Source organism: Novosphingobium sp. SG754, assembly GCF_013149315.1.
GTDB lineage: Bacteria > Pseudomonadota > Alphaproteobacteria > Sphingomonadales > Sphingomonadaceae > Novosphingobium > Novosphingobium capsulatum.
Genome location: NZ_JABGCC010000001.1, coordinates 901,933 through 913,816, shown reverse-complemented (window position 1 = coordinate 913,816; position 11,884 = coordinate 901,933). Strand labels below are relative to the sequence as shown.

9 protein-coding genes and 2 tRNA genes are annotated in these 11,884 nt (G+C 64.4%); 6 read left to right on the top strand and 5 right to left on the bottom strand.

From position 1 onward, the window contains the following. Positions 1 to 180 precede the first annotated feature (180 nt). A complete protein-coding gene (gene recG / locus FHW97_RS04280) occupies positions 181 to 2,238 on the bottom strand; it encodes an ATP-dependent DNA helicase RecG (RefSeq protein WP_062785650.1) in 2,058 nt (685 codons plus the stop codon). A gap of 64 nt (positions 2,239 to 2,302) precedes the next feature. Between recG and FHW97_RS04275 the strand changes: the two genes are divergently transcribed. Continuing rightward, positions 2,303 to 2,602 (top strand): succinate dehydrogenase assembly factor 2, encoded by a 300-nt coding sequence (locus FHW97_RS04275; protein WP_062785435.1) that lies wholly within the window; start codon positions 2,303 to 2,305, stop codon positions 2,600 to 2,602. Positions 2,603 to 2,771: 169 nt separating this feature from the next. Beyond that, a complete protein-coding gene (gene mfd / locus FHW97_RS04270) occupies positions 2,772 to 6,275 on the top strand; it encodes a transcription-repair coupling factor (protein ID WP_171798104.1) in 3,504 nt (1,167 codons plus the stop codon). 137 nt (positions 6,276 to 6,412) lie between these two features. Here mfd and FHW97_RS22020 read toward each other — a convergent pair whose 3' ends face one another. Beyond that, positions 6,413 to 6,661 (bottom strand): hypothetical protein, encoded by a 249-nt coding sequence (locus tag FHW97_RS22020; protein ID WP_245652527.1) that lies wholly within the window; start codon positions 6,659 to 6,661, stop codon positions 6,413 to 6,415. Between FHW97_RS22020 and FHW97_RS04265 the strand changes: the two genes are divergently transcribed. Next, positions 6,599 to 7,123, top strand: a complete 525-nt coding sequence (locus FHW97_RS04265; protein ID WP_231627546.1) for an outer membrane protein — start codon at positions 6,599 to 6,601, stop codon at positions 7,121 to 7,123. The genes FHW97_RS22020 and FHW97_RS04265 overlap by 63 nt on opposite strands. Before the next feature lie 20 nt (positions 7,124 to 7,143). On the opposite strand, the gene FHW97_RS04260 is transcribed toward FHW97_RS04265, so the two are convergent. After that, a complete protein-coding gene (locus tag FHW97_RS04260; RefSeq protein ID WP_253941543.1) occupies positions 7,144 to 8,424 on the bottom strand; it encodes a bifunctional diguanylate cyclase/phosphodiesterase in 1,281 nt (426 codons plus the stop codon). Positions 8,425 to 8,669: 245 nt separating this feature from the next. Here FHW97_RS04260 and FHW97_RS04255 point away from each other — a divergent pair, with 245 nt between their 5' ends. From FHW97_RS04255 to FHW97_RS04245, 3 genes are all read left to right on the top strand, one after another. Continuing rightward, entirely contained in the window at positions 8,670 to 9,473 is an 804-nt protein-coding gene (locus tag FHW97_RS04255; protein WP_043609077.1) for an NAD kinase, read from the top strand. Positions 9,474 to 9,572: 99 nt separating this feature from the next. Further along, positions 9,573 to 9,647: transfer RNA gene (locus tag FHW97_RS04250), tRNA-Asn, on the top strand. Between the two features lie 54 nt (positions 9,648 to 9,701). Beyond that, positions 9,702 to 9,776, top strand: a tRNA-Asn gene (locus tag FHW97_RS04245). On the opposite strand, the gene FHW97_RS04240 is transcribed toward FHW97_RS04245, so the two are convergent. Together FHW97_RS04240 and FHW97_RS04235 are read right to left on the bottom strand one after the other, a co-directional pair. Then, positions 9,766 to 11,337: a recombinase family protein gene (locus tag FHW97_RS04240; protein WP_253941542.1), complete on the bottom strand. Its 1,572-nt coding sequence runs from the start codon at positions 11,335 to 11,337 to the stop codon at positions 9,766 to 9,768. The genes FHW97_RS04245 and FHW97_RS04240 overlap by 11 nt on opposite strands. Before the next feature lie 168 nt (positions 11,338 to 11,505). Next, positions 11,506 to 11,847 (bottom strand): hypothetical protein, encoded by a 342-nt coding sequence (locus FHW97_RS04235; RefSeq protein ID WP_171798103.1) that lies wholly within the window; start codon positions 11,845 to 11,847, stop codon positions 11,506 to 11,508. Between the last annotated feature and the right edge of the window lie 37 nt (positions 11,848 to 11,884).

Below are 11,884 nucleotides of genomic sequence, written 5' to 3'. Positions count from 1 at the left end.
AAGCCCCTCCCGGAAAACAGTGAAGTCTTATTTATACGATAAATAGGATTCGTATGCGCAGGCTGTCAAGGCATGTTGCGCAGGGCGCTGGGCCAAGCGGGCGATGGCCGCGCAGTGTGGCCTGCCGGCAACAGCTGGGAATGCGCGGAAATCGTTGGGAAAGCCGCGAGGCGCCGCGGTTCAGCCGCCGCGCAGCAACTGCACGCCCCAATCGCGCTCGAACAGATAGAGCAGCACCCGCGCCGCTTCTCCACGCGGGGAAGACAGCCCGCCATCGCGCTCCATCAACAGCCGCGCATCATCGTGCGCGATGGGCAGCAGGTTGGCGATCTGCTCGAAATCGGCGACGCGAAACGGCGTGTCGCCCGATTGCCGCGTGCCCAAAAGTTCGCCGCCACCGCGCAGGCGCAGGTCTTCCTCGGCCAGCAGGAACCCGTCCTGGGTTTCGCGCATCAGCGCCAGCCGCTCGCGGCCCACCTTGCTCACCATGTCGCCGCGCAGCAGCAGGCAGGTGGATTTCTGGCTGCCGCGCCCCACGCGCCCGCGCAGCTGGTGCAGCTGTGCCAGGCCAAAGCGTTCGGCCTGCTCGATCACCATCAGCGTGGCGTTGGGCACGTCGACGCCCACTTCGATCACGGTGGTGGCGACCAGCAGGCTCGCCTCTCCGCTGGCAAACCGCTCCATCGCCGCGTCCTTGGCCTCGGGCCGCATCTGGCCATGGACCATGACCACGCGCGCGCCAAAGCGCTCGGCCAGCATGGCGTGGCGCGCTTCGGCGGCGGCCAGATCCTCGTTCTCTGCCTCGCGCACCATGGGGCACACCCAATAGGCCTGGTGCCCGGCGGCAATGTGGCGGCCGATCCCGTCGATCACGTCGGGCAGGCGTTCCTGCGCCACCACGCGCGTGTCGATCGCCTGGCGACCGGGCGGCATCTCGTCCAGCCGCGACACTTCCATCTCGCCATATTGCGCCAGGGTCAGCGTGCGCGGGATCGGCGTGGCGGTCATCGCCAGGCAGTGCGGCGTGCGCCGCGCCTTTTGCGTGAGCATCAGGCGCTGCCCCACGCCAAAGCGGTGCTGCTCGTCGATCACCACCAGCGCCAGGTTGCGATAGGCGACGCTGTCCTGAAAGATCGCATGGGTGCCGACGAGAATGTCGATCCCGCCATCGAGCAGGTTCATCAGCAGCGCTTCGCGCGCGCGGCCCTTGTCGCGCCCGGTCAGCAGTGCGATGTTCACGCCCGTCCCGCGCGCCATCTTGGCCAGCGTATCGGCATGCTGGCGCGCCAGGATTTCGGTGGGTGCCAGCAGGGCCGCCTGCCCGCCCGCCTCCACCGCGACCAGCATGGCGTGCAGCGCCACCGCTGTCTTGCCCGAGCCGACATCGCCCTGCAGCAGGCGCAGCATCGGGCTGCCCTGGGCCATGTCGCTTTCGATTTCGGCAATGGCCCGGCTTTGCGCGCCGGTCAGCGTAAACGGCAGGTTGAGCTTGGCGCGCAAGTGGCCATCGCCGTGCAGCGGCTGGCCAACCCGGTTGCGGTTGGCCGCGCGCACCAGCATCAGCGCCAGGGCATTGGCAAACAGTTCATCATAGGCCAGCCGGTCCTTGGCGCGCTTGTCCGGCGCCTGGTGGGTGCGGGCCAGTGCTTCGTGCCAGGCCGGCCATTCCTCGCGCGCCAGCAAGCCCGGCTCGATCCATTCGGGCAGGCGTGGCGCCTGGCCCAGCGCCTGGTGCACCAGGCTGGCAATGCGCCCCTGCGTCAGCCCTTCCGACAGGGGATAGACCGCCTCGGTCAGGTGGCCCTGCAGGCCGGCGCTGTCTTCGCTGACATGGTCGGGGTGAACGATCTGCCAGGTCTGGCCATATTGGTCGAGCCGACCGGCCACCCAGCGCTTCTCGCCCACCGGCAGCGCCTTTTTCGCGGTATAGGCCGCCCGCCCGAAATAGGTGATCGACACATGGTTGCCCACGCTGTCTTCGGCGATCACCCGAAACGGCCCGCGCCCGGCTGGCTGGCGATGCTCGCGCACGGTCAGCGCCACGATGATCTGCTCGCCCAGCGCAGCCTCGTCCAGCGTGGCCACGGCGCGCCGCTGCACGAAACGATCGGGCAGGTGATAGAGAAAGTCGCGCACCCGCGTCAGCCCCAGCTTGTCGAGCGGGCGGGCAAGGCCGGCACCCACGCCCTTCAGGCTGGTGGCCTCGGCAAACAGGGGATTGAGCAGATCAGGGCGCATGGCGGCTCCATAATCACCATCGGGCCGTTGCGCCATGGGGCAAGCTGGCTTACCCGCAGCCGTCATGACCGAAACGACCGCGACTCCCGACTCCCCGCAGCTGGACGACGCGCGCCTGCGCCGCATGAAATTCCGTGCCTGGCACCGCGGCACGCGCGAGGCCGATTACATGATCGGCTGCTTCTTCGACCGTTTCCACAGCCAGTGGGGCGAAGCCGAGGCCGTGTGGTTCGAAACCCTGATGGACGAGGAAGACGTCGATATCCTGGGCTGGGCGCTGGGCACGCTGTCGGTGCCGGAAGAATATGCCGGGCCGTTGATGGACCGCATGCGTCAGCTGGACTACGTCGAGATTCCGCGCTGAGGGGTTGCGTTTCCCGCCCTTCGACAAGCTCAGGGCGAACGGAACGTTATTGCAATGCTTCGTGTTTTGTCCGTTCGGGCTGAGCTTGTCCCCGCCCCGCATACCAACCTCCGTTCGCCCTGAGCTTGTCGAAGGGCGCGCACGCAACGCACGCTTTAAAGAACCGCCCATGCCAGACCTGACCCGCATTCTTTCCGCCCGCAGCCCGCTGACGCTTGCCAGCGTGGCGCGCGGTGCCCAGCCGCTGGTCATGGCCGACCTGGCCCGCGCCGCAGCGGCTGCGAAAGCCCAGGGCCGCTGCGTGTTCATCACGCCTGACGATGCCGCCCTGCGCGCGGTGGTGGAAAGCGCGGGTTTCTTTGCACCCGAGCTGGACGTGATCGATTTCCCGGCGTGGGATTGCCTGCCGTTCGATCGTGCCTCTCCCGCCCTGTCGATCAGTGCGCGGCGGCTGGCGGCGCTGCAAAAGCTGCAGCACAAGCGCGACGGCCGGCCGCAACTGCTGGTCACCACGATCAACGCCGTGCTGCAGCGCACGCTTTCCCCGTTCCGCATTCGCGAATCCACCCGCCTGCTCACGCCGGGCGTGGAAATCGGCCGTGAAAGCCTGATCGCCCTGCTGCAACGCCAGGGCTACTCGCGCACCGACACCGTGGTCGATGCCGGCGAATATGCCGTGCGCGGCTCGATCTTCGATATCTACCCCACCGGACTCGATCACGGGCTGCGCCTCGACTTCTTCGGCGACGAGCTGGAAACGCTGCGCCTGTTCGACCCCAGCACGCAGCGTTCGGTGCAGCCGGTGGAAACCCATCTGCTGCTTCCGGCAAGCGAGGCGCTGCTCGATGAAACGTCGATCAAGCGGTTCCGCAGCCGCTATCGCGAAATCTTTGGCGCCAATGCCACCAGCGATGCGCTGTACCAGGCCGTCAGCGAAGGCCGGCGCCTGGCCGGCATGGAGCATTGGCTGCCGCTGTTCGAAGAGCGCATGGTCACGCTGTTCGATCACTTGGCCGAAGGCGATCTGGTCGTGCTCGATGCTGGCGCCGCCAAAGCCGCCGAAAGCCGGCTGGACGACATTGCCGATTACTATGCCGCCCGGACAGAGGCAGCGGCGCGCCAATCGGGCACCTATCGCCCGTTGAAGCCCGACGCGCTCTATCTGACGCGCGAGGAACTCGATCGCGCGCTGGCCGGCTGGCCAGTGCACCGCGCCACCATCTTTGCCGAGCCGGAAAGCGCCAGTGTCATCGACTTCGGCTTTGCCAGCGCGCGCGATTTTACCCCCGATCGCGCCCAGGGCGTCAATATCTATGAAGCGGCGGCCAAGCATCTCGCTGCGCTGGGCACGCGCGGGCGCAAGCCGATCGTCGCGGCCTATACCACCGGCTCGCGCGCGCGGCTGGCCTCGCTGCTGGCCGAAGCGGGTAAGCAGGCCCCGGCCCTGGCCGACACCTGGCAGGAAGCGCTGGGCCTGGCTGCCAGCGGCCGCCCGGTGGCCGTGGTCCTGCCGCTGGAACAGGGCTTTGCCAACGATACCCTGGAACTGCTGACCGAGCAGGACATCCTGGGCGACCGCCTGGTGCGCCGCAAAAAGAAGCGCAAGGACGCCGACGCTTTCCTGGCAGAGCTTTCCGCGCTGATCCCGGGTGACCTTGTCGTCCACATGGATCACGGCATCGGTCGGTACGAAGGGTTGGAAGCGATCACCGTGGGCAAGAGCCCGCACGATTGCGTGCAACTGACTTATGCCGGCGGTGACAAGCTCTATATCCCGGTCGAAAACCTCGACGTGCTCTCGCGCTATGGCGCCGAAAGCGAGAACGTCGCGCTCGACAAGCTGGGCGGCGAAGGCTGGCAGCGGCGCAAGGCGCGCATGCGCGAGCGCATCCTGGAAATGGCCGGGCAGCTCATGGCGACGGCCGCGCTGCGCGCGCTGCGACAGGCCGATGTCCTGGCGGTCGATCCCGCCAGTTATGGCCCGTTCGTCGATCGCTTCCCCTGGGAAGAGACCGAGGACCAGGACCGCGCCATCGACGACGTGCTGGGCGACATGGCGGAAGGGAAGCCGATGGACCGCCTGGTCTGCGGCGATGTTGGCTTTGGCAAGACCGAGGTGGCGCTACGTGCCGCGTTCGTGGCCGCCATGGCCGGGCACCAGGTGGCGGTAATCGCCCCCACCACGCTGCTGGCGCGCCAGCATTATGCCAATTTCGTCGAACGCTTTTCCGGCTTTCCCATCCAGATCGGGCGCCTCTCGCGCCTGGTGCCGGCCAAGGAAGCGGCCGAAACCCGCGCTGGGCTCACCGCCGGCACGGTCGATATCGTCGTGGGCACCCACGCGCTTTTGTCCAAGTCGGTGGAATTCAAGCGCCTGGGCCTGGTCATCGTCGACGAGGAACAGCGCTTTGGCGTGACGCACAAGGAAAAGCTCAAGGAGCTCAAGACCGACGTTCACGTCCTCACGCTCACCGCCACGCCGATCCCGCGGACCTTGCAGATGGCCATGTCGGGCCTGCGCGAATTGTCCACCATCCAGACCCCGCCGGTCGATCGCCTGGCAGTGCGCACGTATGTGATGCCATGGGACGACGTGACCATGCGCGAAGCCTTGATGCGCGAACACCAGCGCGGCGGGCAGAGCTTCATCGTCGTGCCGCGCATTGCCGACATGGCCGAAGTGGAAGACTGGCTGCGCCTCAACGTGCCGGAAATCCGCTTTGTCACCGCGCATGGGCAGATGAGCCCGACCGAGGTGGAAGACCGCATGAGCGCCTTCTACGAAAAGAAGTACGAAGTGCTGCTCTCGACCACGATCATCGAAAGCGGCATCGACATTCCCAGTGCCAATACCATCGTGCTGCACCGCGCCGATCGCTTTGGCCTGGCGCAGCTCTATCAGCTGCGTGGCCGCGTCGGCCGCGGCAAGCTGCGCGCCTATGCCTATCTCACCTATCCCGAAGACCAGGCCCTGTCGGAAGTGGCAGAAAAGCGCCTGAAAGTGCTGGGCGATCTGGATTCGCTGGGCGCCGGGTTCCAGCTGGCCAGCCACGATCTCGACCTGCGCGGCGCCGGCAACCTGCTGGGTGACGAACAATCCGGCCACATCAAGGAAGTGGGCTTCGAGCTTTACCAGTCGATGCTGGAAGATGCGATCCTGGCGGCCAAGGCCGGCGATATCGGCATGGCGCGCGAACGCGATGCGCTCAGCCCGCAGATCACGCTCGATGCGCCGATCATGATCCCGGAAGAATACGTGCCCGATCTGGCCGTGCGCATGGCGCTCTATCGCCGCATGAACGATGCCGAAGGCGCCGATGCCGTCGAAGCACTGGCCGCCGAAATGATCGACCGTTTCGGCCCGCTGCCCCCGCCCACACAGAACCTCTTGAAGCTGATCGAGGTCAAGCGCCAGGCGATCGAGGCGCGCATCGCCAAGATCGACGTGGGGCCAAAGGGCGTGCTCGTCTCGTTCCACAACGACGATTTCCCCGATCCCATGGGCCTGATCGCCTATGTCGAGCGGCTCAAGGGCACGGCCAAGCTGCGCCCTGACAACAAACTGGTGATCCAGCGCGCCTGGGGCGATGCGCAAGGGCGGTTGAACGGCCTGGTGCAACTGACCAAGGGGCTTTCCACCATCGCGCGGCGGGCGGCAAAGAAAGCTGCCTGATAGCGTTGACGACCGCGTTGATTTCCGCGTCCGCTGCCGAGACCGCAGCGGCGCGAGAAAAATGCAGATTTTCCGACCACCGAGCCAGCAAACCCGGCGGCAATCGTGTTCATGCGGCTTTTATGCCACACATAGTGTTACAAATCCCTGCATATCATGACCATGCGTTGACCATCCTGCCAGACAAAAACTATCGGCACGGGGCGATCACATCCCGGTGATGTTGTCAGCACCAAAAAATCACATTGCAGGACGATACCACAATGAAGAAGATCTTTGCCCTTGGCGCCGCCACGGCTGCTTTTGCTTGCGCCGCTCCCGCGATGGCTCAGGAAGTTGCCAATCACAGCGGCTTCACCGTTGGCGTTGTTGGTGGTTACGATCACGTGACCCTGGCCGTTCAGGGCGACAAGGGCAGCAAGGACGGCTTCGTCTATGGCGTCGTCGCCGGCTATGACTATGCCATGGGCCAGGGCAGCGTGGGCGTTGAACTGGAAGCCGATGGTTCGACCGTCAAGGAAAGCGATGGCACCGTGGCGCTCAAGGCCGGCCGTGACCTCTACGCCGGCGTGCGTGCGGCCTATGCCGTCAACCCGCAGGTTTCGGTCTATGCCAAGGGCGGCTACACCAACGCCCGCCTGCACCTTGACTATGGCAACACCGGCTATGGCTTCAACAACGGCGGTTTCCGTCTGGGCGGCGGCGTGGAAGTGGCCGTGAGCCAGCCGATCGTGGCCCGCGTTGAATATCGCTATTCCGACTATGGCCACACCTACATCGAAGGCCAGAACACCGGCATTTCGGTGCGTCGCCACCAGGTCGTTGCCGCGCTCGTCACGCGCTTCTGATCGGTTGTGCCGGGGCGCTGTTACGGCGCCCCGGACGCCAGGCGCGCCATGGCCGCGCCATCCAGCGGCCCGGCCCGCAGGAAGCCCTGGAACAGGTCGACACCCTCTTGCGCCAGCACGGCCAGCTGCGCATCGTTTTCCACTCCTTCGGCCACGACGCTGAGTGACAGCGCCCGGGCCATGGCCACCATCGCGGCCAGGATCGCGCGATCGCGGCCATCATGCGCCACATCGCGCACCAACGAGCGATCGAGCTTGAGCGTATCGAGCGGCAGCGCCTTGAGCGTGCGGAAGTTGGAAAAGCCGGTGCCGAAATCATCGAGCGCCACCGCCACGCCGCGTGCCGCCAGCGTGCGCAGCGCCGCCGCACAGGCATCGAAATCGGCAATCAGGGTCTGCTCGGTAATCTCGATCGTCAGCCGTTCGGGGGCAAAGCCGGCATCGTCCGCCCGTGCCAGCAGGGCCGGCGCAAAATCAGGCAAGGCAAAATCCTCAGCCGTCACGTTCAGCGACAGGCGCAGTGGCGCTGGCCAGGCATGGGCCCCGGCCAAGGCTGCCCCGGCAATCGCATGCGATAGCGGCGCCATCTGGTCGGCCCGCTCGGCCACGGCAAACAGCGTTTCCGCGCCGATCCGCCCGAGGCCAGGATGCTCCCACCGCGCCAGCGCCTCGGCCCCGGCCAGCATGCCATCGCCCACGCGAAACTGCGGCTGATAGAGCACGGCGATCTCTTGCCGGTGCAGCGCGCCGATCAGGTCCGCCTCAAGCCGGGCGACACTGCGCCCGCGCGCGCGGTGGCGGCCATCGGCCCAGGCCAGGCGCCGCGCCCCGCCCACCATGAGTTGCGCCAGGGCCTGGTCCAGCCGATCGAGCAGCGCGCTGCCACCTTCCAGCGCCTGGCCGCGCAGCAACGCGATGCGCGGCAGCAACCGCACAGCATCGCCGCCCAGCGCCAGCGGCCGGGCAATGCTGCGCCCCAACCCCTGGGCGAGAACCTGCCAGCGTTCGCGGCTGAGGCGGCTGGCTGAAGCAACGAGAAATTCCCCGCCCGAAACCCGCGCCACCAGCGGCGGCTCATCGCTGCCCTCGCCCGGCGCCAGTTCCTCGGCGGCGAAATGGGCAATGCGCCGCGCCACTTCGGCCAGAACGCGATCGCCGCCGCCATGGCCGAAGGCCAGGTTCACCGCTTGGAACCGGTTGAGGCCGATCAGCATGGCCTGCACCGATCCCTGCGCGCCCGCCCGATCAAGCCAGTCGCGCGCCTGCGCGGCCGTTGCCAGCCCGGTTAAGCCGTCCTGCATCAAGCCGTCCTGCCCCGGGGGAGGGGCGATAGCAGGCAGAACGGGCGGCAAATCAGGGCTGGCAGGCATGGTCATCTTCCCCTCGCCCTAGCAGAGCCGCGCGCCGGCTGTCTGCCCCCGGGCACACCTGGGACATTTTCGCGTTGCGCCATTATGGGGCGCCCCATATCACGCCCCCAGCTTTGCCGCGCCACCGCGGCGAAAGCGACATGCGCCGCGATTCCTGCGGCCGGGAACAGATGACAATGGCTGCGATCGGTTCGGCAAACAGTGCCACATATGAAAAGCTCGCGCTGCTGGCGTCTCCCACCGATCGGGCGCAGGCAGAAGCAGCCGTGCTCAAGAAAAGCCGCGATTGGGTGCCGTTCGCCGAGGCAGAGGCGGTCGTCGTGCTGGGCGGCGATGGCTACATGCTGCAGGTGCTGCACTACATGCTCGATTTCGATCGCGTGCTGCCCGCCTATGGCCTGAACCTGGGCACCGTTGGCTTTCTAATGAACAAGCACAAGAGCAGCCGCACGCTGGAAGAACGCATCGCTCGCGCCCGTCCCGTGGCGATCAGCCCGCTGCGTATGGACGCGACCACCGCCAGCGGCGAAACGCAAAGCTGCTATGCCATCAACGAAGTGTCGCTGCTGCGCGAAACCCGCCAGACCGCCAAGCTGGAAGTGGTGGTCAACGGTAAGACCCGCATTCCCGAACTGTCGTGCGATGGCGTGCTGGTGGCAACGCCGGCCGGCTCCACCGCCTATAACCTGTCCGCCAATGGCCCGATCCTGCCGCTGGGCGCCAATATCCTGGCGCTCACCCCGATCAGCCCGTTCCGCCCCCGACGCTGGCGCGGGGCGATTTTGCCCGATACCGCCGAAATCGTGTTTCGCGTGCTCGAATCGGTCAAGCGGCCGGTGCTTGTCGTGGCTGACCAGAAAGAGGTGCGCGATATCAGCGAAGTGCGCGTAAGCGCCTGGCGCGAGCATCAGCTCACCCTGCTGTTCGATCGCGGCCGCAGCCTGGACGAACGCATCTTTGCCGAACAGTTCATGAGCTGATCGCACAGCGCGCGCTGTGGAAAAATTTGCCCGGCGGCGGGTTGCCATGCACGAAATGAGTGCTATTAGCGCGCACCTGTCCTGGGCAACCGGGACTGCTCCCTGATAGCTCAGCGGTAGAGCTCTCGACTGTTAATCGAGCGGCCGTAGGTTCGAATCCTACTCAGGGAGCCATCTTCTTCTGCTGTATGGCAGAACACCGCCTTGTCCCGGCCACGCCGGGCCTGTTCCCTGATAGCTCAGCGGTAGAGCTCTCGACTGTTAATCGAGCGGCCGTAGGTTCGAATCCTACTCAGGGAGCCATTCTCACACTTTGGGGTGCAGACCCCCCTTCAGGGGGAATATCGCCCCCACCGGGCGAAGCGATTTTCTGCAACAAATCGAATGGCTTCCGAAAGGTTGTGGCAAGCTCACCACCTGCAAATGAGCAGTTCGATAGCACAAGATTCAGGGCCCTGCGCTTGCTGGAAAGAGGCAGCGTTTCAAAGCGGTGATGCGCCGTGCGGGCGAAGTCGACGAGTGCGACACCGTCATCGATCACGTCATCTTCTGCGAAAGAGAGGCTCTCGAGGTCGCGGACACACCTGTCTCGCTCTTCTCTCCACGTTGACGCGACGCGATCGTGAAATTCGCTTGTCACCCGCCCCTCGATTTTGTCCAGGTAGAGGGTGTCGAGCCGGTGTTGGAGGCGATCGGCTTCCGCTCGGATCTTTGCCACCCGTTCGTCGCGTTCGCGGATCTCGTTCGCTCGGCTCTCGCGAATCGCCTGCCCGATCATCCGAAACACTTCGTCGTCCAATCTAAGTTTCCTGAGCTGCGCGGCGAACATCAGATCCAGCGCTTCTTCTCGAACGTAGGGCTCCGGGCACCGCGCTTTGAACTTGGAGCAGTGATAGTAGATGTACCTGCCTTTCTTGATTTCAGCCGTCATCGCACACCCGCAATGACCGCACGTCATCAAACCGGTGTAAGCGAACTCGTGACGATTCCCATGAACGTTCGAGATGCTCCGCCCGTCCAGGATTTCCTGCACGTTCATCCAGGTCGCGAACGTCGTTAGAGGTGTGTGCGACCCCTCATACAGCTTCCCGAGCCACTCGAAGGATCCTGTGTAAATTCGGCTCCGCAATATCCGATGGACGGAGCTGGAGCCAATCGGTTTGCCTGTCCTGCGGTAACGCAGACCAGCGATACGAGCTTTGCGGGTGAGCTCCTTGAGAGAATATTCCCCGCTTTCGAACCACTCGAACAGACGTGTGACGAGGGGGCCTGTCTCCGGATCGATGGCGATGACCCGTTTGCCATGGGCACCTACGATATTCGTGTAGCCGAGCGGCGCGAATGAAGGCCAAATCCCTTGCTCAGCCTTCTCGAGCATGCCCTTTCGAGTTTCCTCTGACAGATTGTCGATGTAATTCTTGGCCATCAGAACCTTGATGCCGTGCATGAATTTCTCAGAGGACCGGGAATCACGCGACAACACGACGTTTTCTTTTACGAAGTGGACCTCCAGGTCCAACCCATCGACCGTCACCCAATCCTTGAGATTGCGATAAAGCCTATCAGTTTTCTCAACGAGGATCGTTCTCACGCTTGCATGCTTCTTCATGTAACGAAGCATTTCCTCGAAGCCGGGGCGGCCGGACCGTTTGGCCGTTTCAATGTCGACAAACTCGGCCGCAATCCCGATTCCGTTCTGCGATGCATATTCTCGCATCAGCTTCTGTTGGGCGGGGATCGAGAATCCCTCCTTCTCTTGCTCCGCGGTGGATACGCGGGCGTACATGACCGCTCGTATCTGATGCGTTACCGGAGCTGGCGCCCCCCGGCTACGAGCAGCAGATTTGTTTCTGGGTTGGGCCATCTTCTTACTCCTTCCAACTCAACCCTAACCACCTCCCCTCCATTTCGGAAGTGTCGCGCGAAAGTTCGATATGCGTCTGACTTGGGTTGTTAAAGTTCGAAATGTATCTCACTTGGGGTATGCTCAGGTGCGACTTGATGGCCCGCGCTGTTTCATTTGAGTTTTTGCCTATTCTTTGAAAAGAAGCACGAAATCGACCAAGCTACCTAGATAGTTCCTGGCCAGATCATCACTCACGGGCTCGCCCTGTCTCGCGGAAAAATACCGTTTTGCTTCCTCAACCAGGCCATCGGAGAATTGGGATCTGCGTGCAACGAAGGTACCCGTCTCCAGCGGCGCTTCCACAGCGGGTGCGGGCTCCGGCTGACGCTTCGACGCCAGAGCGACGGCGCGTCCGACGACGGGCGCGATTATGGGATGCGTCGCTGGCGTTTGCTCGCCCGATATCGGCAGTCTTTCCGATTGAATGACACATGGCTTCTCATGTGACGCCAGATCCGCATGCGTCATCTCGTTTGGGACCGGCTCATCGGGATTCCCGCGTGCA